The organism is Streptomyces sp. NPDC022910, assembly GCF_055561075.1.
In genome coordinates this window covers 101,634-125,625 of the sequence record NZ_JBVHHL010000006.1, presented here as the reverse complement: position 1 = coordinate 125,625, position 23,992 = coordinate 101,634, and the positions used below count along the sequence as shown (strand labels likewise).

Genomic DNA, 23,992 nt, shown 5'->3' with positions numbered 1-23,992 from the left:
AACCCCATGGTAGCGATCCGGGGCTCCGGGCTCGCCTCCAGGCCGTTGGGATGGCCTTGTACTGGAGAAACACACGAGGCGGGCACCGGATTCCTCCGGGCCCGCCTCGCGGTGTCCTGTGGCCTTCGCCGGCCTTGCGCGGGGGTTACCGCCGCGGGTCTCAGACCTGAAGCAGCGCCTCCAGCGGTGCCCCGGCCAGGGCGGGCGCCAGACGGGCGCGCCCGCCCAGGAAGCCCAGCTCCATGAGCACGGACACACCGGCCACCTCGGCACCCGCCCGGCGGATCAGCTGGAGCGAGGCCTCGGCGGTGCCGCCGGTGGCGAGGACGTCGTCGACGACCATCACACGGTCGTGCGCGGACAGGTCCTCGGCGTGCACCTCGATCTCGGCCGAGCCGTACTCCAGGTCGTACGCCTGCCTCAGGGTGGCTCCGGGGAGCTTGCCCGCCTTGCGTACGGGGACGAAGCCGACGCCCGCGCGGACGGCGACCGGCGCGCCGAGGATGAAGCCACGGGCCTCCAGGCCGACGATCTTCGTCGCGCCGTGCCGCACGGTGAGCTGCGCGAGCGCGTCGGTGAGCGCGGTGAACGCCGCCGGGTCCGCGAGCAGCGGGGTGATGTCCTTGAACATCACGCCCGGCTCCGGGTGGTCGGGCACCTCACGGATACGGCTGAGCAGCAGGGCCTTTATGTCGGTCATCGGCGCTTTCCGGAGGGTCGGCCGCGGCCGCGGCTGCGGGACGCGGGCTGGTTTCGCGGGCCGACGACCGCGGGGGCGGCGTCCTCCGGCTCGTCGACGCCCCGCGCCTCGGCGAGTTCTTCCTCGGCGGCGGCCTGGGCGCGCTTGGCGAGGACACGCTTCCTCAGGGCCTTCATCTGCGGCTCGCGCTCCTTGAGGTCGGCGACGAGCGGCGTGGCGATGAAGATCGACGAGTACGCACCGGCCGCGAGGCCGACGAACAGCGACAGCGAGATGTCGTTGAGCGTGCCCGCGCCGAGGAAGCCGCCGCCGATGAACAGCAGGCCGGCGACCGGCAGCAGCGCCACCACGGTGGTGTTGATGGAGCGGACCAGCGTGCTGTTGATCGAGCGGTTGGCGACGTCGCTGTAGGTCCAGCGGGTCTGCTTGGTGAGGTCCTTCGTCTGCTCCTTGAGGCTGTCGAAGACGACGACCGTGTCGTAGAGCGAGTAACCGAGGATCGTCAGCAGACCGATGACCGTGCCGGGCGTCACCTCGAAGCCGACGAGGGCGTAGATACCGGTGGTGATGGTGATGTCGTGGATCAGCGCGACCAGGGCCGCGACGGCCATGCGCCACTCGAAGGCGATGGCCAGATAGATCACCACGAGCACCATGAAGATCGCCAGACCCTGCCAGGCCTTGCTGGCGATCTGCTCGCCCCAGCTGGGGCCGACCAGGTCGGCGTTGATCTTCTCCGAGTCGACGTTCAGGTCCTTGGAGAGGTCCGCCTTGATCTGGTCGGCCTGGGCGGTGTCGATTCCGGCGATCTGGATGCGCAGACCGCCCGTGCCGAGCTTCTGCACGACCGCCTGGTGGCCGGAGGAGTCCTGGGCGTAGCCCTCCGCCTGCGCCACCGAGACGCTGGTCTTCGGAGTGGTGAAGACGGCGCCACCCTGGAACTCGATGCCCATGTTCAGGCCGCGCACCGTCAGGCCCAGGATGGCCGTGATGGTGATCAGGATCGAGACGCCGTACCAGATCTTGCGCTTGCCGACGAAGTCGTAACCGACCTCGCCTCGGTGGAGCCTGGCGCCGAGGTTGCCGAGCTTCGACATCTCTCACGCCTCCTTCGGGTCGACGGGGGCGGAGGGACGACGGGTGCGCCGCAGCGGCGGCTTGGCACCGAGGCGCTTGGGGTCGAGGCCGGACCAGCTGTGGCCGCTCGCGAAGAACTGCCGGCGGGCGAGGATCGTCATCAGCGGCTTGGTGAACAGGAAGACGACGACCACGTCGAGGACCGTGGTGAGGCCGAGCGTGAACGCGAAGCCCTGGACCTTGCCGACGGTGACGATGAACAGCACCGCGGCGGCCAGGAACGACACGAAGTCGGACACCAGGATGGTGCGCCGGGCACGCGGCCAGGCCCGCTCGACGGCGGGACGCAGCGAGCGGCCCTCGCGGATCTCGTCCCGGATGCGTTCGAAGAACACGATGAACGAGTCCGCGGTGATACCGATCGCCACGATGGCACCGCAGACCGCCGGCAGGTTCAGCGCGAAGCCGATGGTCGGGCCGAGCAGCGACATGATCACGTACGTGAGGACGGCCGACACCAGCAGCGAGGCGATCGCGATGAGCGAGAGACCCCGGTAGTAGACCACCAGGTAGACGACCACCAGCGCGAGGCCGATCGCGCCGGCGATCAGGCCGGCCTGCAGCTGCTCACCGCCGAGCGCGGCGGTGACCGTGGTGACGCTCTGCTCCTCGAAGGACAGCGGCAGCGCACCGTAGGACAGGACGTTCGCCAGGTCCTTGGCCTCGGTCTGGTCGAAGCTGCCCGTGATCTCGGCATTGCCGCCGGTCAGCGCCTGGCTGACGTACGGGTCGGAGACGACCTCGCCGTCGAGAACGATGGCGAACTGGTTCTGCGGCGACTGGTTCTGGGCCAGCTTGCCGGTGATGCTCGCGAACTTCTTGGACCCCGCGGACGTGAAGTCCATGGTGACCTTCCAGCCCCCGGCGCCCTGGGTGTCGTAGACCGCCTGAGCCTTCTTGACGTCCGTACCGGCGACCTCCGCCGGGCCGAGGACGTACTTCTGCCACTGCTTCTGCGAGTTCTGGCCGCAGGCCACGGTGGGCTCGGTGGGCTTGGCGCCCACACCGGCCTTGGCGCGGACGGCCCTGTCGGCGCAGTTGAGCGTGGCGTACTCGGCCTGGAGCTTGCTGGTCGCGTCGGAGCCGCTGCTCGCCGACGCGGAGGCGCTGGCGGAGGGGCTCGCGCTGGACGCGGGGCTCGCGCTGGAGGAGGGCGAGGCGGAGCCGGTCGACGACGGCGACGAGGTGGCCTTCAGGGCGTCGGTGACCGCGCGGCCCTGCGAGGTGGCGCTCGCCGACGGGGTCGCGGAGCCGGACGGCGTCGCGGAGCCGGACGGAGTCGCGGAGCCGGACGGCGTCGCGGAGCCGGACGGCGTCGCGGAGCCGGACGAGGTCGCCTTGCTGCCGGCCGGCTTGGAGGCGCTGCTGGACGGGCTCGGCGTCGGGCTGGCCGAGGCGGACGAGCCGACGACCTCGGTGGCCAGGACGGGGCGGAAGTACAGCTTTGCCGTGGTGCCGACCTGCTGCCGGGCCTGCTGGGAGTTCGTGCCCTTGGGGATGTTGACGATGATGTTGCGATCGCCCTGCGTCTGGACCTCCGCCTCGGAGACACCCAGACCGTTGACACGGCGGTTCATGATGTCGACCGCGGTGTCCAGGTTGGTCTTGTTGATCGCGGATTCCTGGCCGCTCTTCGCCTTGAGCGTGATGCTCGTGCCGCCGGCGAGGTCGATGCCGAGACGCGGAGTGGTGTGTCCGGAGGCGAACATTCCCCCGGTGAGCGCCACGATGGCGATCAGGATCAGGGCCAGCGAGCGCCCCGGCTTGCTCTGGGCGCTCGCGCTCGGGCCCTTCTTCGGTGCTGCCACCTTCTCGTACTCCCTCTCGAGCCGCCGCGCGCGGGGTCGGCACGCGGGCGGCCATGACATTGTGTCGGGATTCCGTGCGAAAACCGCACAACCCGGGACCGGGGCGCGTGTCCGCGCTCCGGTCCCGGGGTTCGACTACTTCGCGTCGGCCTCGCCGTCGGTCTTCTTCGGCTCTGCTTCATCCGCCTTCGCCTCGGCCGGCTCGACGGCGGCGTCCTCGGCCGCGTCCTTCTTGCCGAGGTCCACGGGCTTGTCGTCAGAGGCGTCGGCGGCGGGCTCGTCGGTCTCGGTGAGGGAGGAGGCGTCGTCCGGGACGATGGCGGCGTCGGCCTTCAGGTCGTGCTCGACGCCGTGGACGAGGCGGTTGTACTCGTCGTCGGAGAGGACGGCTCCGATCGCGTTCTTCGCGAAGAGCAGCTCCACGCCCGGGCCCGCGTCAACGAGAACCGTTTCCTCGTTGACCTCCTTGACCGTCGCGTACATGCCCCCGATCGTGCGGACGCCGCTGCCGGGCTGCATGTCGTTGCGCATCTGCGCGGCCTGCTGCTGCTTGCGCTTGGCCGAGCGGGTCATCAGGAACATGGCCCCGATGAGCACGATGAACGGGAGGAGGGTCACGATATTCACGGGACGGAATTTCCTTCGCACGACCGCTGGATCGGCGGCCTGGTGGATGGGGGTGGTCGGCACCGCCCACAAGGGCGGCATCGGCGGAGTCTAGGCGAGTCCGCACGCAAGGAACAACGCCCAGCATGGCACCGGGGTTCCTGCCCACGCGAGTCCCGCGCCGTCACGCCCCGAACAGGTCCTGTTGTCCGTTTCCCCCGGTGGCCCCGCGTGGCGCGGTCAGCCCGAGGTGCGCCCAGGCGGCCGGGGTGGCCACGCGCCCGCGCGGAGTGCGGGCGAGGAGCCCCTCCCTGACGAGGAACGGCTCGGCGACCTCCTCCACGGTCTCGCGCTCCTCCCCCACCGCGACCGCGAGCGTGGACAGGCCGACGGGACCGCCGCCGAACAGCTTGAGCAGGGCCTCCAGGACGGCTCGGTCGAGGCGGTCGAGGCCGCGCGCGTCGACCTCGTAGACCCTGAGCCCGGCGGCCGCGATCTCGCGGGTGATCACCCCGTCCGCCTTGACCTGGGCGTAGTCCCGGACCCGGCGCAGCAGACGGTTGGCGATACGCGGCGTGCCGCGGGACCGTCCGGCGATCTCGGCGGCTCCGTGCGGGTCGATCTCGACGTCGAGCAGGTTCGCCGAGCGGTGGATGACGCGCTCCAGCTCGGCCGGCTCGTAGAACTCCATGTGTGCGGTGAATCCGAAGCGGTCGCGCAGCGGGGGCGGCAGCAGGCCCGCGCGCGTGGTGGCGCCGACCAGGGTGAACGGCGGCAGTTCGAGGGGGATGGCGGTGGCGCCGGGTCCCTTGCCGACGATCACGTCGACGCGGAAGTCCTCCATCGCCATGTAGAGCATCTCCTCGGCGGGCCGGGACATGCGGTGGATCTCGTCGAGGAAGAGGACCTCGCCCTCCTGGAGGGAGGAGAGGATCGCGGCGAGGTCGCCGGCGTGCTGGATGGCTGGGCCGCTGGTGATACGGATGGGGGCGCCCATCTCGGCCGCGATGATCATGGACAGGGTCGTCTTGCCGAGGCCGGGGGCGCCGGACAGGAGCACGTGGTCGGCGGTGGCGCCCCGCGCGCGTGCCGCGCGCAGCACGAGGTCGAGCTGCTCGCGGACCTTCTCCTGGCCGATGAACTCGTCCAGGTCCTTGGGGCGCAGGGCGGCCTCGACCGCCTGGTCCTCACGGTCGGCGACAGAGCCCACCAGCCGCTCCGCGGCGGGGCCGACGAGCCGCTCGGGGCCGGAGGTGTCGGTCGTGTCGTCCCAGTTCATGTGGTGTGCCTCGGGGTGTGGTGGTCGGGCCGGTGGTTCAGCGGGCGCGGTTCAGGCTCTGCAGGGCCGCCTTGAGCAGGGCGCCCACCTGGGGCGTGCCCCCGGCGGCCTCCGCCTGCGGGGCGACCACGGCGACGGCCTCGTCCGCCTCGCGGGTGGCGTACCCCAGACCGATGAGGGCGGCGTGCAGCTGATCGCGCCAGCCGGAGGTGACCGGCGAGCCGACCGCCGGGGCGCCGATCGGCTCTCCCAGCCGGTCCTTCAGCTCGAGGAGCAGCTTCTGAGCGCCCTTCTTGCCGATCCCGGGGACGGCGGTGAGCGCCTTTTCGTCACCGGTGGCCACGGCGCGGCGCAGCGCGTCCGGACTGTGCACCGCCAGCATCGACTGGGCAAGGCGCGGACCGACCCCGCTCGCCGTCTGCAGCAGCTCGAACACCTGACGTTCGTCGTCGTCCGCGAAGCCGTACAGGGTCAGCGAGTCCTCCCGGACGACCAGGGACGTGGCGAGCTTGGTCTGCTGTCCCATCCGGAGTCCGGAGAGGGTGTTCGGCGTGCACTGGACGGCGATGCCGATGCCGCCCACTTCGACCACCGCGGAGTCCGGGGCGAGGGCGGCGACCGGGCCGCTGACGAAGGCGATCATGCGGTACGGCCTTTCGATGCGTGCAGGGCGACGGCCTGCTGGAGCCGGTTCTGGACGGGGGCGCGCCAGATGTGACAGATGGCGAGGGCGAGTGCGTCGGCGGCGTCGGCGGGTCTCGGCGGCGCGTCGAGCCGGAGCAGCCGGGTGACCATGGCTCCGACCTGCGTCTTGTCGGCACGTCCTGTGCCGGTGACGGCGGCCTTGACCTCGCTCGGGGTGTGCAGGGCGACGGGGATGCCGCGGCGGGCGGCGCAGAGCATGGCGATGGCGCTGGCCTGGGCGGTGCCCATCACCGTGCGCACGTTGTGCTGGCTGAACACCCGCTCCACGGCCACGAACTCGGGCCGGTGCTCCTCCAGCCACTGCTCGATGCCCTGCTCCACGGCGACGAGACGGTGGGCGAGCTCGGCGTCCACGGGTGTGCGGACGACACCGACGCCGAGCATGGTCAGAGGCCGTCCGGGAACGCCCTCGACGACGCCGACCCCGCATCGGGTCAGCCCCGGGTCCACCCCCAGCACGCGCACGTACGCCCCTCCCTTCGCTCTCCCCCAGCCACCGCTGGGCGGTACCCCCGGTTCGTGCAGGCTATCGGGTGCCACCGACAACGGCCGACAAAGCGACGGGCCGACGGGGTGTGTGTCCCATCGGCCCGTTGAGCTCGCGGCAGCGTTATGCGCCCACCTTCTCCATGATCTCGTCGCTGACGTCGAAGTTGGCGAAGACGTTCTGCACGTCGTCGCTGTCCTCGAGCGCGTCGATCAGCTTGAAGATCTTCGTGGCGCCCTCCTCGTCCAGCTCGACCTGAACGGACGGCACGAAGTTGGCCTCCGCGGAGTCGTAGTCGATCCCGGCCTCCTGAAGGGCCCTGCGGACCGCGACCAGGTCGGTGGCCTCGCTGATCACCTCGAAGGACTCGCCGAGGTCGTTGACCTCCTCGGCGCCCGCGTCGAGCACGGCACCCAGGACGTCGTCCTCGGTCAGCTCGCCCTTGGGGACGATCACGACGCCCTTGCGGCTGAACATGTACGAGACGGAGCCCGGGTCGGCCATGGAGCCGCCGTTGCGGGTCATGGCGACGCGGACGTCGGAGGCGGCGCGGTTGCGGTTGTCGGTGAGGCACTCGATGAGCACGGCGACACCGTTGGGACCGTAGCCCTCGTACATGATCGTCTCGTAGTCGGCACCGCCGGCCTCGAGGCCCGCACCGCGCTTGACCGCGGAGTCGATGTTCTTGTTCGGAACCGACTGCTTCTTCGCCTTCTGGATGGCGTCATAGAGAGTCGGATTGCCGTCGGGGTCCGAGCCACCGGTCCGGGCCGCCACCTCGATGTTCTTGATCAGCTTCGCGAAGAGTTTGCCGCGCTTGGCGTCGATCACGGCCTTCTTGTGCTTCGTCGTGGCCCATTTAGAGTGGCCGGACATCTGCCTGTCTCCTTCGCGTAACCCATCTCTGTACGAACGCCAGAGATCCTACAAGGACTCCGCTGTCCGATCGGCGCGCACCATGTCGACGAACAGGGAGTGCACGCGGTGGTCGCCGGTCAGTTCCGGATGGAACGACGTGGCCAGCGCTTTGCCCTGGCGGACGGCGACGATGTGGCCGTCGTACTCGGCGAGCACCTCGGTCTCGGCACCGACGGACTCGACCCAGGGCGCACGGATGAAAACGCCCTCTACAGGATCGCCCTCGATACCGTCGACGTCGACCGCCGCCTCGAAGGACTCGTTCTGACGTCCGAAGGCGTTGCGGCGCACGATCATGTCGATGCCGCCGATGGTCTCCTGACCCGAGCGGGGGTCGAGGATCTTGTCGGCGAGCATGATCATGCCCGCGCAGGTGCCGTACACGGGCATGCCGTCACGCACGCGCGCGCGGAGGGGTTCCATCACTCCGAAGAGGACGGCCAGCTTGGAGATGGTGGTGGACTCGCCGCCGGGGATGACGAGGCCGTCGACCTCGGCGAGCTCTTCGGGGCGCCGCACCGGCCTGGCCACGGCGTCGGCCGCGGCCAGGGCGATGAGGTGCTCCCGTACGTCGCCCTGGAGAGCCAGGACGCCTATGACGGGTGCGTCGGTCATGTACGTGGTGTCCTATGCGGTGTCTTGCCGGCTGTGTCTTACCAGCCGCGGTTGGCGTAGCGCTCGTTCTCGGGAAGGACGTCGCAGTTGATGCCGACCATGGCCTCGCCGAGGTTGCGGGACGCGTCCGCGATGATCTTTGGGTCGTCGTAGAAAGTGGTCGCCTTCACGATGGCGGCGGCACGCTTGGCCGGGTCGCCCGACTTGAAGATGCCGGAGCCGACGAAGACGCCCTCGGCGCCGAGCTGCCGCATCAGCGCTGCGTCGGCCGGAGTGGCGACGCCACCGGCGGAGAACAGCACGACCGGGAGCTTGCCCAGCTCGGCGACCTCCTTGACCAGCTCGTACGGGGCGCGCAACTCCTTGGCGGCGGCGTACAACTCGTGGTTGTCGAGCCCGCGCAGGCGGGCGATGTCGCCCTTGATCTGCCGCAGGTGGCGGACCGCCTCGACGACGTTGCCGGTGCCGGCCTCGCCCTTGGAGCGGATCATGGCGGCGCCCTCTGCGATGCGGCGCAGGGCCTCCCCGAGGTTGGTCGCGCCGCACACGAACGGCGTGGTGAAGGCCCACTTGTCGGAGTGGTTGACCTCGTCGGCCGGGGTGAGGACCTCGGACTCGTCGATGTAGTCGACGCCGAGCGACTGCAGGACCTGGGCCTCGACGAAGTGGCCGATCCGGGACTTGGCCATGACCGGGATCGAGACGGCGCCGATGATGCCCTCGATCATGTCCGGGTCGGACATGCGGGCCACCCCGCCGTCCTTGCGGATGTCGGCCGGGACCCGCTCCAGAGCCATGACGGCGACGGCGCCCGCGTCCTCGGCGATCTTCGCCTGCTCCGGCGTGACGACGTCCATGATCACGCCGCCCTTGAGCTGCTCGGCCATACCGCGCTTGACGCGGGCCGTGCCCGTCTCGGGGTTCTGGGGGGTGGAGAGCGTGCTGGACACGGGTTGGACCTCACTCTGGAAAAGAGGAAATTCTGCTCGACCGAGCAAACGGGAGGGGAGCAGGCCACTGCAAGGGCCAATGGGGAGCCGGTGGATCGTTTTGCCGGACGATGCTGCGCCGTCGGACGGCGTTCACCCTCGTCAGCCGGGGTTTCAGGCTCGTCGGCCGGGGTTTCAGGCGTTCGAACGGTCCGCCAGGGCCGCCGGGGGCTCGTCGTCCATTTCGAAAGCCATCGGGAACGGGGCGTGGCCCGCCAGACGGAACCAGCGCACCTTGCGGTGACGCCGCAGCGCCCGCGCCGCCCGCACCGCGTCGTTGTGGAACCGCCGGGCCATCGGCACCCTGCGCACCGCCTCGGTCAGTTCGCGGGCCGCCGCCTCACCGCCGGGTGCCTCCCGCACCGCTTCCACCTGCTGGGCCTCTCCGAAGACGGCCCGCAGCGCCTGGCTCAGCTCGCTCTCGGCGACCTCCCGCTGCTCCTCCTCCGCCTGCCGGGCCGCGTGCGCTGCCTCGTACAGGACGATCGACGCGGCCGGGTCGAGTACCCCGGCGGTCGCCAGCTCCTGAGCCACCGAGGCGCGCCGCAGCAGCTGGGCGTCGAGCGCGGCGCGCGCCGCGTCGATCCGGGAGTGCAGCCGGTCGAGGCGCCCCGCGGTCCAGCTCAGGTAGAGGCCGATCGCGACAAGGGCGACGAGGATCCAGATGAGGGTTGCGGTCACGGGCGGCAAGGCTACCGGTGCGCTCCGCCGCGTCGGCCGAGTCCTGTCGGTGCCCGTTTCCGAGGTGGCCGTTGCTCATGTGACCGTCAACTGCGGCTGCCGCGCCCAGACCCCCCGCTTTCGGCCTGAACGGCCTCGGCCTCGAACGCCGACCGGGCTGGTCGGGCGCACTTCCTCGTCAGTCTCGCGCCAGTCCCAACCGCGCCCTCAGGCCCGTCCGCTCGTCCGCCGCCACCGCGGCCGCGCCGTCCGTCACCGTCTCGTAGACCGAGAGGATGTCCGCCCCGACCCTCGACCAGTCGAAGCGCCGTACATGGGCGCTGCCCCGCGCGCGCAGTTCCGCGCGGCGCTCAGGGTCCCCCAGCAGCCGCACCGCCGCGTCGGCGAGCGCGTCGGAGTCCTCGTTGGCGAACAGTTCGCCGGCCGCGCCCAGGTCGAGGACCTGGGCGAAGGCGTCCAGGTCGGAGGCGAGCACGGGCGCGCCCGCGGACATCGCCTCGACCAGGATGATCCCGAAGCTCTCGCCCCCGGTGTTGGGCGCCACGTACAGGTCGACACTGCGCAGGAAGCGCGCCTTGTCGTCGTCGCTGATCAACCCGAGGAACTCCACGCGCGAGCGCAGCTCGGCGGGGAGCTTCTCCACCGCCTCCTCCTCGTCACCCCGCCCCGCCACCAGCAGCCGCGTCTGCGGCCGGGCGGCCAGGATCTTCGGCAGGGCCTTCATGAGCACGGGAAGGCCCTTGCGCGGCTCGTCGATGCGCCCTATGAAGCCGATCGTGTCCCCCCGCCACTCGGGCTTGGGTTTGGCCTTCGCGAAGAAACCGACGTCCACCCCGTTCGGGATCACCACCGCGTCGCCGCCGAGGTGCTCCACGAGTGTGCGCCGGGCGTACTCGCTCACCGCGATCCGCGCGCTGATCTTCTCCAAGGCCGCCTGGAGGATCGCGTACGCGGCGACCATGGCCCGCGAGCGCGGGTTCGACGTGTGGAAGGTCGCCACGATCGGGCCCTGCGCCGCCCAGCAGGCGAGCAGGCCCAGCGACGGCGAGGTCGGCTCGTGGATGTGGATCACGTCGAACTCGCCGTCGTGCAGCCAGCGCCGCACCCGGGCGGCGCTCAGAAAACCGAAGTTCAGACGGGCCACCGAGCCGTTGTACGGCACCGGGACCGCGCGGCCCGCCGAGACGACGTACGGCGGGAGCGGCGTCTCGTCGTCCGCGGGGGCGAGCACGGAGACCTGATGCCCGAGGCGGATGAAGTACTCGGCGAGGTCGCGGATGTGGAACTGGACGCCGCCCGGCACGTCCCAGGAGTACGGGCAGACGATGCCGATCCTCACGAGGTTCCCTTCTCGGGCTCCGAGGGGGCCTTGGCGGGATCCAGGTCGGCGAGCCACAAGCGCTGCAGCATGTGCCAGTCCTCCGGATGCTCGGCGATCCCCGTGGCGAAGGCGTCGGCCAGCGCCTGTGTCATGACAGACGTCTTCTCGGCCCGGGTACCTGAGTCGGGTACCTCGATCGGAGGATGTACGCGCCCCTGCATGACGGGCGACTCGTCGTACCAGAGCGTCACGGGCAGCAGCAGGGCACCGGTCTGCTGGGCCAGCAGCGCAGGTCCCGCGGGCATCCGGGCCGTCTCGCCGAAGAAGGTGACCTCGATGCCGGAGGAGGACAGGTCGCGGTCGGCGACCAGGCAGACGAGGCCCCCGTCGCGCAGCCGCCGGGCCAGGGTTCCGAACGCGGAGCCGCCGCTGTGCGGCAGCACCTCCATGCCGAGGCCTTCGCGGTAGGCGACGAACCGGTCGTAGAGCGTCTCCGGCTTGAGCCGTTCGGCGACCGTCGTGAACGGCATCTCCAGTCCGGTGGTGACCCAGGCGCCGGCCAGGTCCCAGTTGGCCAGGTGCGGCAGGGCGAGGACGACGCCCCGGCCGGCGGCCAGTCCCTCGGTCAGGAAGTGCAGGTCCTTCGGGTCGAAGACGTTCTTGACGCGCTCGGCGCTCCAGGCAGGGAGCCGGAAGGACTCCATCCAGTAGCGCAGATACGACCGCATGCCCGCCTTGCTGAGCTCGGCGAGCCGCTCGGGGCTCGCGCCGGGCACCACGCGCGCGTAGTTGCTCTCGAGCCGTTGCACGCCCTTGCCGCGCCGCTTCCAGGCGAGGTCCGCGATGGTCCGGCCCAATCGGGTGGCGACGGGCTCGGGCAGCGTCTTGACCGTGCTCCAGCCGAGGCCGTAGAGCCCGTCCGTCAGCCGCTCCTGGAGGCTGCTCACGTCGCCGCCCCGCTCTCCTGCCGGTCCTGCGCGCCGGTCACTTCGGCGCCTCGCTCCCGTGTGAGGCATTCTCGCTCTTCTGCGCCGCCGCGGCGTCCGCCTCGGCCGATTCACGGCGCACCGTGACGACGCGCTGGATCAGCGTGACCAGGCTGCCGACGGCGACGATCCACAGCGCGATCGGCAGGAGGACCTGGATGCCGGGAACACCGAACTTGTGGAGGCCGGCGAAACCGGCCGCGACCAGTGAGATGACCAGGCGTTCGGCGCGCTCCACCAGCCCGTTGACAGCGACGGGCAGGCCGATCGACTCGCCCCGGGCCTTGGTGTAGGAGACCACCTGCCCACTGGCCAGGCAGAAGATCGCGACGGCGCACAGGACGTTGTCGTTGCCGCTGCCCGCGTACCAGAGGGCGAAGCCGCCGAAGATCGCGCCGTCGGCGACCCGGTCCAGCGTGGAGTCGAGGAAGGCGCCCCAGCGGCTGGAGCGGCCCAGTTGGCGGGCCATGTTGCCGTCGACGAGGTCCGAGAACACGAACAGGGTGATGACCACCGTGCCCCAGAAGAACTCGCCCCGGGGGTAGAAGACCAACGCGCCCGCGATCACGCCGGCGGTGCCGATCAACGTGACTGTGTCGGGACTGACGCCTCTGCGGATCAGAAACGCGGCGAACGGTGTGAGGACACGCGTGAAGAATGCACGCGCGTACTTGTTCAGCATGGCCTTCCCGACGGTCGGTGAGCCGCGCGGCCCCTGCTGGCCACCGGCTGGCCCATCGTAGCCACGCGCGCGGGTGCGCGACGGTCGGGCACCCGCACCCCGTGTCATGTCCTGATGGCGCCGGGATCACGGCGCGGTCACGGCGGGCCCAGCACGGCCAGGAGGCGGGATCGCGTCCTTCGTATGGACGCACCGTGACGCGAGTGCAAAGCTCGAAGACACCGCGGGCGTCACCGGAGCCGCCACCGAACGCGGGTCCGTGTGTCCGCGCCCAAGTGACCTCACCGTGCACGGGAGGACAGGCCATGGGCGACAAGGCGAACGCACACCCCGGAGCCGCCGGCAGGGCTACGGCGGCCGACCACCCCGCGTCCGTACGGAATGTGGTGCTGGTCGGCCACAGCGGATCGGGCAAGACGACTCTGGTGGAGGCTCTCGCGCTGACAGCGGGAGCGGTGAACAGGGCGGGCCGCGTCGAGGACGGCGGCACCGTCTCTGACTACGACGAGATCGAGCACCGGCAGCAGCGCTCGGTGCAGCTCTCGCTGGTCCCCGTCGACTGGGACGGGACCAAGGTCAATGTGCTGGACACTCCTGGATACGCCGACTTCGTCGGGGAACTCCGGGCCGGTCTGCGCGCCGCGGATGCGGCCCTTTTCGTCGTCTCGGCCTCGGACGGCGTGGACGGCTCGACCCGCATGGTGTGGGACGAGTGCGCGGCCGTCGGCATGCCGCGCGCCATCGTGATCACACACCTGGAGGCGGCCCGGGCCGACTTCGAGGAGATGACCCGGGTCTGCGCCGACGCGTTCGGAGGGGACGATCCTGACGCCGTACTGCCGCTGTACCTGCCTCTGCACGGCACGCAGGGACCCGACGGACACGCGCCTGTGACCGGGCTGATCGGGCTGCTGACGCAGAAGCTCTTCGACTACTCGTCCGGCGAGCGCAAGGAGTCCGAGCCGGGGCCCGACCAGCTGCCGCTGATCGAGGAGGCCCGCAACCGGCTCATCGAGGGGATCATCGCGGAGAGCGAGGACGAGACCCTCATGGACCGCTATCTGGGCGGCGAGGAGATCGACCTCGACACGCTGATCCAGGACCTGGAGCGGGCCATCGCGCGCGGGACGTTCTTCCCGGTCCTGGCCGCCGCGCCCGCCGCCGAAAACGCCCGTCAGGGCCTCGGCACGGTGGAGCTGCTCGAGCTGGTCAAGGGCGGCTTCCCGACGCCGCTGGAGCGGGAGGCGCTCGCGGTCACCACTCCGGACGGCAAACCACGGGAGCTCGCGCTCTGCGACCCCGGCGGACCGCTCGTGGCGGAGGTCGTCAAGACGTCGTCCGACCCGTACGTGGGTCGCGTCTCGCTGGTCCGGGTGTTCTCCGGAACCCTGCGTCCCGACGACACGGTGCACGTGTCCGGGCACGGGCTGACCGACCGCGGGCACGAGGACCATGACGTCGACGAACGCGTCGGCGCGCTGTCCACGCCGTTCGGCAAACAGCAGCGGCCCCTCACGCACTGCATCGCGGGCGACCTGGCCTGCGTGGCGAAGCTGAACCGGGCCGAGACCGGGGACACTCTGTCGGCCAAGGACGACCCGCTGCTCATGGACCCCTGGGAGATGCCCGACCCGCTGCTGCCGCTCGCCATCCGGGCACACAGCAAGGCGGACGAGGACAAGCTCAGCCAGGGGCTTTCGCGGCTGGTCGCCGAGGACCCGACCATGCGGCTCGAACAGAACCAGGACACCCACCAGGTGGTGCTGTGGTGCCTGGGTGAGGCGCACGCGGACGTCGCGCTGGAGCGGCTGCGCAGCCGGTACGGCGTCCAGGTCGACGTGGTCCCGCACAAGGTCTCCCTCCGGGAGACGTTCGCGGGCAAATCCGCCGGGCGCGGCCGCCATGTGAAGCAGTCCGGCGGGCACGGCCAGTACGCGATCTGCGAGATCGAGGTCGAACCGCTGCCCGGCGGCTCCGGCATCGAGTTCGTCGACAAGGTGGTCGGCGGGGCCGTGCCCCGGCAGTTCATCCCGTCCGTCGAGAAGGGCGTCCGCGCCCAGGCCGCCAAGGGCGTGGCCGTCGGTCACCCCCTCGTCGACGTGCGGATCACGCTGCTCGACGGCAAGGCGCACTCCGTGGACTCCTCCGACGCCGCCTTCCAGACGGCGGGCGCGCTGGCCCTGCGTGAGGCGGCTGCCGACGCCACCATCCACCTGCTGGAACCGGTCGCCGAGGTGACGGTGCTCGTCGGCGACGACTACGTCGGCGCCGTGATGAGCGACCTGTCCGGCCGGCGCGGCCGAGTGGTGGGCACCGAGCAGACGAGCGGCGGCCGCACCCTCGTACGGGCCGAGGTGCCGGAGATCGAGATCGGCCGGTACGCGGTCGACCTCCGCTCCCTCTCGCACGGGACCGCGCGCTTCAGCCGCTCCTACGCGCGGCACGAGCCGATGCCGCCGCAGCTGGCGGCGAGGATCCGCGAACAGATGCAAGAGGCCTCGTAGTCGGATCCTTGTTCCCTTTCCTCCTGTAGGCGGGCGGCTTCCTGGCCGTCCGCCTACGAATGTCGGTGCCTGCGGATACGCTGATCACCTGATCATGTCGAGGCGGATCAGCGCGATGGCCTGTTCAACAGGTGTGCGGAGCAAGGAAGTCGGGAAGGCCGCAGGAGCGGGTTCGGCGGCGATGGGGGCGGCAGTGACGGACGGATTCGATTTCAGCCCCGGGGCGCAGGTGCCACTCTCGGGCTCCGCGGGCCAGACGGCGGCCACCTACGCCCTGGCGTCGGCGGCCTACCGGGACGCGAAGGTCGAGACGATCCTCGACGCCAACAACGAATGGCACCAGTCTGCCGTCAGCCCCGGCCGTCCGTGGGCGAAGATATTCCGGCCCAACCTCGGGGAGGCCTTCTCGCTGGCGGTGCGGGACCGGATGCTGGGCGCCGACCGCAAGCCGCTCATCCAGTCCTTCGGCACCGAGCCGCAGGTCATCGTGGAGCACTGTCTGGCCGCTCACCGCATCCGCAGGGAGCGCGACAACTGGCTCTCGGCGGTGACGGTGCTGTGCGGAGTGCTGTTCCTGCCGGGGATGCTGGTGTGGCTGCTGGTCTTCCAGATCCGCGCCACCGTCGCGAAGCGCGACGACAAGCGCGCCTCCGCCCTCGGCACGACGCTGCTGGTCGCCGTCGGCGCCCTCGCCGTGATCTTCCTGATCCGCATGCCGTTCACGGGCTTCTGGGCCTGGTACGCACGCGCCGCGGTCGTCATGCCGGTCGTCGGCTGGTTCTGGGCGAAGCAGATCTGCGAGCGGACGGCGAAGGACCTGCGCGATCGCTGGGGCAGCCTGCTCGCCGGCGGTGGCCTCGGCGCGAAGATCCCCGAGGCGGTACCCGGCAGCCCCGGGGAGACCTCCGCCGAGCGGCTGCGGCAGGCACTCGCCCGGCTCAGCGCCGAGCAGCAGTCCAACTCCGTCTTCTACGCCGGGCCCAAGGGCATACTCGGCATGGGCACCCGCTGGGGCAGCTGGCAGCTCGCCGAGGACCTGGTGCCGCGCGACCCGGACAAGGAGATCCACCCCTTCCGCAGCTGGGACGTGATCAAGGCCATTCACGATCAGCTGCGGATGCTGGAGCGCGGCCCGCTGAACACCGGCGGCTTCCCGACCCCCTCGATACGGCACTGGATCGTGAGTCCGATCGGGGAGAAGGCGAAGGAGGTGTCCCGTCCCAAGGGCACGGACGTGGACGCATACCAGATCAAGACCCACGCCATACAGGACATCTGCAACAAGCAGCAGTTCGGCAGCGGCGAGCGGCACTACCTTGGGGTCCAGTGGACGCTCTGGGACGGCCAGTTGATCATCACCATGCTGATCACGGTGACGGTGCTGCACGAGACGCTGCGCATCGAGGTCACCGGGCACGCCCTCGGCCCCGTGAACGCGCTGTTCACGACCAAGCCGGAGGCGCCGACCAAGAAGGTGCAGAAGCAGGTCAGGTTCTGGGAGACGCGTGAGGTGAAACTCCCGCTGGTCGACACGGACGAGGTGGTGCGCCTCTCGGTCCGGGCACCCCTCACCTGGTACCCGCCGGTGCTGAACTGGCTGGGCGGTTCGCTGACCCTGCCCGAGCCGTTCGGTCTGCGCCACGCCTGGGCGGACCAGCCGTGGCGGCACCGCTTCATGGCGGACGACGCGTTGCGGGCGGCCACTCCGGTGCTGCGGGTGGTGCACGCCGCGGCGATCCGGGTGCTGGAGGAGAACGGCGTGGACACGGAGAAGTTCGGTACGCGGTCGTCGTTCCTCAGTACGCAGGTGCAGGATCCGACGCCGAAGAAGGCCGACGTCTACGACGCGTAGCGGTGCCCGTCGGGCCCCGGTGGCAGCACTGGCCCCACCTACGCAGACGCCGTCGGCCAGGCCTCGGCCAGCATCTTGCGGGTGTCCGCGAGCAGCTGCGGCAGGACTTTCGTGTGGCCGACCACCGGCATGAAGTTGGTGTCGCCGCCCCACCGCGGGACGACGTGCTGGTGCAGGTGGGCCGCGATGCCCGCGCCGGCGACCGTGCCCTGGTTCATGCCGATGTTGAAGCCGTGGGCGCCGGAGGCCGTGCGCAGGGCGGTCATCGCCTGCTTGGTGAGCTCGGCGAGTTCCGCGGTCTCCGGCTCCGTGAGGTCCGTGTAGTCGGCGACGTGGCGGTAGGGCACGACCATCAGGTGGCCGCCGTTGTACGGGTACAGGTTGAGGACCGCGTACACCTGCTCACCACGCTTGACGATCAGCCCGTCCTCGTCGGACTTGGCCGGGATGGAGCAGAACGGGCACCCGTCGCCGGCCCCCGGACCGGTCGGCTTGTTCTCGCCCTGGATGTAGGCCATCCGGTGGGGCGTCCACAAGCGCTGGAACGCGTCCTGCGTCCCCACTCCGATCTGCTGCTCCGGCTCACTCGTCATGCAGTGCAGCATATGGCTTCGCCCGTTCGCGGCGTGTCGGCGGGGCTCGGGGAAAACCGCCCGGAGCGATGCTGGGCCGGTGGGCGACGACAGCGGTACGGCCCGCTGGGAGCGGAGGGCGGAGTGTCCGCTCGGGGTGGCGTCACTGGTGTATCTCGGCTCGTACGCGGTGCTGGTCCTCGGGGAGAACCGCCTCCCCCGCCGCCCTTTCCTTGTACCGCTTCGAACACAGGGTCCCGGGCGCGACGATCCACACCTTCGGCGACGCGCTGTGGTGGGTCGCCGCCACGCTGTCGACCGTGGGCTACGGCGACGTCGTCCCGGTCACGCTGCCGGGGCGGCTGGTCGCGGTCGTCCGGATGGGCTGCGGCCTGGCTCTGCTGGGGGCGGTCGCCGGTTCGTTCTCGTCGTGGTTGATGCAGCGGTTCGCGCGGGAGGAGGACGAGGGAAGGCCCCCGGGAAGGTGAAGTCGATCTCCCCGCGGGCCTTCCGTCACGTACGCGTCAGACCTGCGCCCGCTCCTCCACGGCCTTCACGATCTTGTCGATGGCCTCGTCGAACGGGATGCCGTTCTCCTGCGAGCCGTCACGGAAGCGGAACGAGACCGAGTCGTTCGACATGTCCTCGTCGCCCGCGATGACCATGAAGGGCACCTTCTGCTTCTGGGCGTTGCGGATCTTCTTCTGCATGCGGTCCGAGGAGGAGTCCACCTCGACGCGGAGGCCCTCCTTCCGGGCCGCCGCGGCGAACTTCTCCAGGTACTCCACGTGCGCGTCGCCGATCGGGATGCCGACCGCCTGCACGGGGGCCAGCCACGCCGGAAACGCGCCCGCGTAGTGCTCCAGCAGCACCGCGAAGAAGCGCTCGATCGATCCGAACAGAGCGCGGTGGATCATGACCGGGCGCTGCTTCGAGCCGTCCGGGCCCGTGTACTCGAGGTCGAAGCGCTCGGGCAGGTTGAAGTCCAGCTGGACCGTCGACATCTGCCAGGTGCGCCCGATCGCGTCCTTCGCCTGCACCGAGATCTTCGGGCCGTAGAAGGCCGCGCCGCCCGGGTCGGGAACCAGCGGGAGGCCCTGCTTCTCGGCGACCTGGCGAAGGGTCTCGGTGGCCTCCTCCCACGCCTCGTCGGAGCCGACGAACTTCTCCGGGTCCTTGGTGGACAGCTCCAGGTAGAAGTCGGTCAGGCCGTAGTCGCGCAGCAGGTTCAGCACAAAGGTGAGCGTCTTGTCGAGCTCGTCGGCCATCTGCTCACGGGTGCAGTAGATGTGCGCGTCGTCCTGGGTGAAGCCGCGGGCACGGGTCAGGCCGTGCACGACGCCCGACTTCTCGTACCGGTACACGGTCCCGAACTCGAAGAGGCGCAGCGGCAGTTCGCGGTAGGAGCGGCCGCGCGCGTCGAAGATCAGGTTGTGCATCGGGCAGTTCATGGGCTTGAGGTAGTAGTCCACGCCCTCGTCGAGCTGCATCGGCGGGTACATGCCCTCGGCGTACCAGTCCAGGTGGCCGGACGTCTCGAAGAGCTTCCCCTTCGTCGCGTGCGGGGTGTAGACGAACTCGTAGCCCTCCTCCTCGTGGCGGCGCCGCGAGTAGTCCTCCATCACGCGGCGGACGATGCCGCCCTTGGGGTGGAAGACGGCGAGGCCGGAGCCGATCTGCTCCGGGATGGAGAACAGGTCGAGCTCGTTGCCCAGCTTGCGGTGGTCGCGCTTCTCGGCCTCGACGAGGAAGTCCAGGTGCGCCTTCAGCTCGTCCTTGGACGGCCAGGCGGTGCCGTAGATGCGCTGGAGCATGGGGTTCTTCTCGCTGCCGCGCCAGTAGGCGGCCGCGTTGCGCATGAGCTTGAACGCCGGGATGTTCCGGGTGGAGGGCAGGTGGGGACCGCGGCAGAGGTCCTTCCAGCACAGCTCGCCGGTCTTGGCGTCCAGGTTGTCGTAGATCGTCAGCTCGCCGGCGCCCACCTCGACGTCCGCGCCGTCCTCACTGGACGCCGAGCCCTTGAGGCCGATCAGCTCCAGCTTGTACGGCTCGTCCGCCAGCTCCTCGCGGGCGGCCTCGTCGGTGACCACGCGGCGGGAGAACCGCTGGCCGCGCTTCTGGATCTCCTGCATCTTCTTCTCGATGGCCTTGAGATCCTCGGGTGTGAACGGCTTCTCGACGTCGAAGTCGTAGTAGAAGCCGTCCTTCACCGGTGGGCCGATGCCCAGCTTGGCCTCGGGGAACAGCTCCTGCACGGCCTGAGCCATCACGTGCGCGGTGGAGTGGCGCAGGATGTTCAGTCCGTCGTCGGAGGAGATCTCGACACCCTCGACGGCCTCGCCGTCCTTCACCTCGTACGAGAGGTCCTTCAGCTCACCGCCCACGCGCGCGGCGATGATCGAGCGCTCGCCGGCGAAGAGGTCGGCGGCCGTAGTGCCCGTCGTCACCGTGCGCTCTTCCCGCTCGGAATCGCGTTGGATGATCACACGGACGTCTGACACCGGTCTCTCCTGACTGCTGGTGGATGCGGCGCCATACCTGGAGCGCGCGCATGACTGGGATCGTACCGACCCGGCGCCGCCCTCCGCGAAACGGTGGCCGTCAGTCCCCGCCGCACGCCTCCTCGAAGAAGTCCAGGTTCTCCTGCAGAGACTTCATCAGCCGGTCCCGCTCCGCCTCGTCGACCTGCACGGGTGCTACCCCGGAGGGCGCGACCAGGCGCCGGAAGCCGCCCCGGCTCTCCAGCCGCCCGCGCACCCGCACCGGCAGTCCGACGAGGTGGGCGTGGCCCGCGATCCGGTACGACTCCTCGTCCAGCGTCATCCGGACGTGGGGGACCTCGGCCCCGGCGATGACCCTCAGCCGTACCGTGCCCTCGCCGCGCGGCCCCGACCTGCGCAGCCGGACGACGGCCCCGGTGATCCGCACCGGTACGGACGGCTCCTCGCGCTGGTATCGGGCCGAGGCCTCGCGCAGCACGGGCAGGTCGCCCGGCGAGAACTCCACCGGCTCGGCGGGCGTCGCACAACCCTCGGGGACACCGGCTGCGGGCGCCCACTCGACGGCGATCCGGGCGCCCTCGGATCCGCGCACAAGGGCGACCAGCGCCTCGGTCAGTTCATGGCTCACGCCCGCCTCGACGGCGGCGTCGAAGGCGTCCATTCCGCCGGTGGCCCGCTGGTAGTCGATGGCCTCGCGGGCCGCGTACAGGGCCTGATGCAGGCGGACGGCGAGCGGACGGCCGGTGGAGACGGGTGCGAAGGCGGTGAGCCGGCGTCCGCCGGGGGCCGCGCCGACCAGCACGTGCTCCAGGGACGCGGCGGCGGGCCTGCGGTGCCGGGCGCCGTAGTAGCCCGCACGCGCGCGGGTGGCGAGCGCGCCCGCCAGCAGCATCTGGCGGGCGGCGCTGCGCATCTGGTCCTCGACGGCCCAGGGCGCCGCGCCCGCGGGTCCCGCCGGAACGTCCCGCCACCAGTGGATCTCGTCGCTGGGCACAGCGAGCCCGACGAGCACGTCGCGGGCCGCGGGCGAGCCGCTGCGGGACAGGGCGAGGAGGGCCTCGCCGATCAGGTCGTCGCTGTCGGGGAAGGCCCGGCTCTCCGGGACCAGCAGGCTCGTACGGCTGCTGCCGGGACCCGGTGGGGTCCACCGGCCGTAGCGGCCGGCGGCTCCGCCACGGCGCTGCCAGCCGTGTCGGTGCAGGAGGGCGCTGAGCACGGCGGGGTCCACCTGGTCGGGCGCGGGCGGCTGGTTCCACAGCGGTTCGACCGGGTGCGGCCGTACGGCCCGGGCCGGCTCGTCGAGGGGACGGTGTGTCACGGTCTGCCTCCCGTTCCGACCCGGGTCATGATCTCGCACAGGGCACGGTCGTCGAAGATGCGTGTGGTGGGGATGCGCACGGTGGTGCGGCGCCGGCCCGTGATGGCGTGTCCGGCCAGGTTGACCCAGTAGCAGCAGTGCCGCAGGTCGAGACGGTCGTGGCCGGCCCGCAGCCACTGCTCCTGGGACCGGGGGACGATCATCACGACGAGGATCTTGTGCACGGAGACCGGGGTACGGGCGAGCTTCGCCAGGTGCTCGTTGTCGAGCGTGAAGGAGAAGAAGCGGCCCGGCGGGTTCGGCGGTATCTGGTAGGTGCACTTGAGCTGCACCTTGATGGTGACTTCGTCGTCGACCGTGTGGCCCGGCGCGCTGTGACTGACGTGCCAGTCGATGCCGTTGTCCGGAAAGGGTTGCGACAGGGAGCAGCCGGCCGCGGCCGCGACCGCGTGCAGATAGCCCACCTGCAGTGTCTCCATGCAGGCGGTGGTGGCGAGTGTGCCGCGATGGGGTGCCGTCCGCTCGGGCAGCAGCCCGCCCCGCTCGGGCTGCGCTATCGCCATGACCAAGAGCCTTCCGTGCCAAGTGAGTCCCCGTGACGGGCCCTGAACAGCAAAGACCCGTACTCCTGTTGTCTCCTTCCGGCGTACGGCGCAAACAGCCCGGGTATCACCAAACGGGCAGAAGACGGTGCGTCAGCTGCCAAAGGTGAACGAGGAGTTGTGTACGCATGACGTGCTGGTACGAGGGGCCTCTGGCCTCTTTCGACACGGAGACAACGGGCGTGGACGTCGAGACCGACCGGATCGTGTCGGCCGCCGTAGTCGTCCAGGACGCCCCGGGCACCCGGCCGCGGGTGAGCCGGTGGCTGGTGAACCCGGGGGTGCCGGTGCCCGCGGAGGCGACGGCGGTGCACGGGCTGACGGAGGAGCATCTCCAGCGCAACGGCCGCTGGCCGTCGCCGGTGATGGACGAGATAGCCAGGGAGCTGGGCGAGCAGGCCGCGATGGCCCGGCCGCTGGTGGTGATGAACGCGCCGTTCGATCTGACGCTGCTGGACCGGGAGTTGCGCCGGCATCGTGCGTCCTCACTCGAGCGCTGGCTCGCGTCGGCGCCACTGCGCGTGCTGGACCCGCGGGTCCTCGACAAGCACCTGGACCGCTACCGCAAGGGACGCCGCACGCTCACCGATCTGTGCGCGCACTACGGGGTCGAACTGGAGGGGGCGCATGACGCGGCGGCCGACGCGCTGGCCGCGTTGGAGGTCGTACGAGCGCTCGGGCGTCGATTCGCGGGCCGCCTGGAGCGGTTGACGCCGGCCGAACTGCACACCCTTCAGACCGGATGGCACGCGGCGCAGGCGCGCGGCCTGCAGGCATGGTTCGCGCGCAGTGGCACGGAGGAGTCGGTGGACCCGGCGTGGCCCCTGCGCCCGGAGCTGCCGGCGGCCGCCTGAACAGGAGCGCAGGGCGTCGAGAAGCACCACGTGACATGCGAAAAGCGCGAAAGAAAACCCGGTCCGTCCACGACGGACCGGCCTCTCCGGGCCGACCTTGCCCGCGCACTCGAAGCCTCGGCCCCGCACGGCGTTCCGAGAAGGGGGTGCGGGTGGCGAAGCCCCCGGCCACGCGCGACGAAGTCGCGCAAGGAAACGACGAGGGCGACGCTGCTCGCGCAATCTGCGAGCAAACGCCGCCCTCGATCTTGTGGGCGATACTGGGTTCGAACCAGTGACCTCTTCGGTGTGAACGAAGCGCTCTCCCACTGAGCTAATCGCCCGGGAACGCACTGAACAATACAGGTCCCGGCGGGCTTCCTTCAAACCGCTTCGAGGTACGTCACGAGTCCGCGCCGTCCGGCCCGCATCATCAGCCGGTGGTTGACGCGGAAGACGGGCCGTCCCGGTACGGCGAACCGCCTGAGCAGCGGCTTGTGCACGTCGACCACCTGGTCGTAGCGGGCCTGGGAGCCGGATGCGTCCGCGGTGACCGTCCAGCGGGCCCAGCCGTCGAGGTCGCCGGACATGGCGACCTCCAGCACGCCGGCCGCGGGATCACGCCGCGCCTCGCGTGCGGTGAAGGTGAGGTCGTAGGGCAGGAGGGAGCGGACCGTGACCACGGCACTGGTGTCGTCGATCCGGTTCACCGCCCGCACCTGCGGCCACCAGCCCGGATACTCCTCGGCCTGTTCGAGCACGGGGTACGCGCGCTCGGGCGGGACGGGGAGCGCCCACATGCTGCGGAAGCGGTAGTGGTTCCAGTCCATGCGACGAGTCTGCCGGTGGTGCGCGCGGTTGCGGGATCTGAGTACGGACTGAGCACGTGCACTCAT

22 protein-coding genes, 1 tRNA gene and 1 pseudogene are annotated in these 23,992 nt (G+C 70.5%); 4 read left to right on the top strand and 20 right to left on the bottom strand.

What is annotated here, in order from left to right:
* Nucleotides 1-160: 160 nt before the first annotated feature.
* The 14 genes from ACZ3TS_RS08365 to pgsA form a co-directional block, all read right to left on the bottom strand.
* Nucleotides 161-700: an adenine phosphoribosyltransferase gene (locus ACZ3TS_RS08365; RefSeq protein WP_467614840.1), complete on the bottom strand. Its 540-nt coding sequence runs from the start codon at nt 698-700 to the stop codon at nt 161-163.
* Entirely contained in the window at nt 697-1,797 is a 1,101-nt protein-coding gene (gene secF, locus ACZ3TS_RS08360; RefSeq protein ID WP_467614837.1) for a protein translocase subunit SecF, read from the bottom strand. Before secF ends, ACZ3TS_RS08365 begins: the two co-directional genes overlap by 4 nt.
* A 3-nt stretch (nt 1,798-1,800) precedes the next feature.
* Complete coding sequence (secD, locus tag ACZ3TS_RS08355; RefSeq protein WP_467614835.1) at nt 1,801-3,645, bottom strand: protein translocase subunit SecD; 1,845 nt, start codon at nt 3,643-3,645, stop codon at nt 1,801-1,803.
* 135 nt (nt 3,646-3,780) lie between these two features.
* The gene (yajC, locus tag ACZ3TS_RS08350) at nt 3,781-4,272 is read right to left on the bottom strand and encodes a preprotein translocase subunit YajC (RefSeq protein WP_467614832.1); all 492 of its coding nucleotides are present in this window, start codon (nt 4,270-4,272) and stop codon (nt 3,781-3,783) included.
* 163 nt (nt 4,273-4,435) lie between these two features.
* Entirely contained in the window at nt 4,436-5,530 is a 1,095-nt protein-coding gene (gene ruvB, locus ACZ3TS_RS08345; RefSeq protein ID WP_467614829.1) for a Holliday junction branch migration DNA helicase RuvB, read from the bottom strand.
* A 37-nt stretch (nt 5,531-5,567) separates the two neighbouring features.
* On the bottom strand, nt 5,568-6,173 hold the full coding sequence (gene ruvA / locus ACZ3TS_RS08340; RefSeq protein WP_467614826.1) for a Holliday junction branch migration protein RuvA: 606 nt from the start codon (nt 6,171-6,173) through the stop codon (nt 5,568-5,570).
* The gene (ruvC, locus tag ACZ3TS_RS08335; RefSeq protein ID WP_467614824.1) at nt 6,170-6,700 is read right to left on the bottom strand and encodes a crossover junction endodeoxyribonuclease RuvC; all 531 of its coding nucleotides are present in this window, start codon (nt 6,698-6,700) and stop codon (nt 6,170-6,172) included. The genes ruvA and ruvC overlap by 4 nt, the downstream gene beginning before the upstream one ends.
* A gap of 145 nt (nt 6,701-6,845) precedes the next feature.
* Complete coding sequence (locus tag ACZ3TS_RS08330) at nt 6,846-7,598, bottom strand: YebC/PmpR family DNA-binding transcriptional regulator (RefSeq protein ID WP_467614822.1); 753 nt, start codon at nt 7,596-7,598, stop codon at nt 6,846-6,848.
* A gap of 48 nt (nt 7,599-7,646) precedes the next feature.
* Nucleotides 7,647-8,255, bottom strand: a complete 609-nt coding sequence (pdxT, locus tag ACZ3TS_RS08325; RefSeq protein WP_467614820.1) for a pyridoxal 5'-phosphate synthase glutaminase subunit PdxT — start codon at nt 8,253-8,255, stop codon at nt 7,647-7,649.
* Between the two features lie 38 nt (nt 8,256-8,293).
* Nucleotides 8,294-9,205, bottom strand: a complete 912-nt coding sequence (gene pdxS, locus ACZ3TS_RS08320) for a pyridoxal 5'-phosphate synthase lyase subunit PdxS (protein ID WP_467614818.1) — start codon at nt 9,203-9,205, stop codon at nt 8,294-8,296.
* Between the two features lie 174 nt (nt 9,206-9,379).
* Nucleotides 9,380-9,925, bottom strand: a complete 546-nt coding sequence (locus ACZ3TS_RS08315; RefSeq protein WP_467614816.1) for a LemA family protein — start codon at nt 9,923-9,925, stop codon at nt 9,380-9,382.
* A 178-nt stretch (nt 9,926-10,103) separates the two neighbouring features.
* A complete protein-coding gene (locus ACZ3TS_RS08310; protein WP_467614813.1) occupies nt 10,104-11,264 on the bottom strand; it encodes a glycosyltransferase family 4 protein in 1,161 nt (386 codons plus the stop codon).
* Nucleotides 11,261-12,193 carry a phosphatidylinositol mannoside acyltransferase gene (locus ACZ3TS_RS08305; protein WP_467614810.1) on the bottom strand — a complete coding sequence of 311 codons (933 nt, stop codon included), beginning with the start codon at nt 12,191-12,193 and terminating at the stop codon, nt 11,261-11,263. Before ACZ3TS_RS08305 ends, ACZ3TS_RS08310 begins: the two co-directional genes overlap by 4 nt.
* A 37-nt stretch (nt 12,194-12,230) precedes the next feature.
* A complete protein-coding gene (gene pgsA, locus ACZ3TS_RS08300) occupies nt 12,231-12,914 on the bottom strand; it encodes a phosphatidylinositol phosphate synthase (protein ID WP_467614808.1) in 684 nt (227 codons plus the stop codon).
* Nucleotides 12,915-13,219: 305 nt separating this feature from the next.
* On the opposite strand from pgsA, the gene ACZ3TS_RS08295 reads away from it, so the two are divergent.
* Nucleotides 13,220-15,418, top strand: a complete 2,199-nt coding sequence (locus tag ACZ3TS_RS08295) for an elongation factor G-like protein EF-G2 (protein ID WP_467614805.1) — start codon at nt 13,220-13,222, stop codon at nt 15,416-15,418.
* Nucleotides 15,419-15,599: 181 nt separating this feature from the next.
* Complete coding sequence (locus tag ACZ3TS_RS08290; protein WP_467614802.1) at nt 15,600-17,270, top strand: hypothetical protein; 1,671 nt, start codon at nt 15,600-15,602, stop codon at nt 17,268-17,270.
* Between the two features lie 38 nt (nt 17,271-17,308).
* Here ACZ3TS_RS08290 and ACZ3TS_RS08285 read toward each other — a convergent pair whose 3' ends face one another.
* Entirely contained in the window at nt 17,309-17,875 is a 567-nt protein-coding gene (locus ACZ3TS_RS08285) for an HIT family protein (protein WP_467614800.1), read from the bottom strand.
* A 191-nt stretch (nt 17,876-18,066) separates the two neighbouring features.
* Between ACZ3TS_RS08285 and ACZ3TS_RS08280 the strand changes: the two are divergent.
* Nucleotides 18,067-18,330 (top strand): annotated as a pseudogene (locus tag ACZ3TS_RS08280) (potassium channel family protein); the annotation flags it as partial.
* Nucleotides 18,331-18,366: 36 nt separating this feature from the next.
* Here ACZ3TS_RS08280 and thrS read toward each other — a convergent pair.
* From thrS to ACZ3TS_RS08265, 3 genes are all read right to left on the bottom strand, one after another.
* Entirely contained in the window at nt 18,367-20,343 is a 1,977-nt protein-coding gene (gene thrS, locus ACZ3TS_RS08275) for a threonine--tRNA ligase (protein WP_467614799.1), read from the bottom strand.
* Between the two features lie 100 nt (nt 20,344-20,443).
* Nucleotides 20,444-21,661, bottom strand: a complete 1,218-nt coding sequence (locus ACZ3TS_RS08270; protein WP_467614796.1) for a hypothetical protein — start codon at nt 21,659-21,661, stop codon at nt 20,444-20,446.
* Nucleotides 21,658-22,224 (bottom strand): DUF4365 domain-containing protein, encoded by a 567-nt coding sequence (locus ACZ3TS_RS08265; protein ID WP_467614794.1) that lies wholly within the window; start codon nt 22,222-22,224, stop codon nt 21,658-21,660. Before ACZ3TS_RS08265 ends, ACZ3TS_RS08270 begins: the two co-directional genes overlap by 4 nt.
* Before the next feature lie 167 nt (nt 22,225-22,391).
* On the opposite strand from ACZ3TS_RS08265, the gene ACZ3TS_RS08260 reads away from it, so the two are divergent.
* Nucleotides 22,392-23,117, top strand: a complete 726-nt coding sequence (locus tag ACZ3TS_RS08260) for an exonuclease domain-containing protein (RefSeq protein ID WP_467614791.1) — start codon at nt 22,392-22,394, stop codon at nt 23,115-23,117.
* Between the two features lie 251 nt (nt 23,118-23,368).
* On the opposite strand, the gene ACZ3TS_RS08255 is transcribed toward ACZ3TS_RS08260, so the two are convergent.
* Together ACZ3TS_RS08255 and ACZ3TS_RS08250 are read right to left on the bottom strand one after the other, a co-directional pair.
* Nucleotides 23,369-23,440 (bottom strand) — tRNA-Val (locus ACZ3TS_RS08255).
* A gap of 39 nt (nt 23,441-23,479) precedes the next feature.
* Nucleotides 23,480-23,926: an SRPBCC family protein gene (locus tag ACZ3TS_RS08250; protein ID WP_467614788.1), complete on the bottom strand. Its 447-nt coding sequence runs from the start codon at nt 23,924-23,926 to the stop codon at nt 23,480-23,482.
* Nucleotides 23,927-23,992 lie beyond the last annotated feature (66 nt).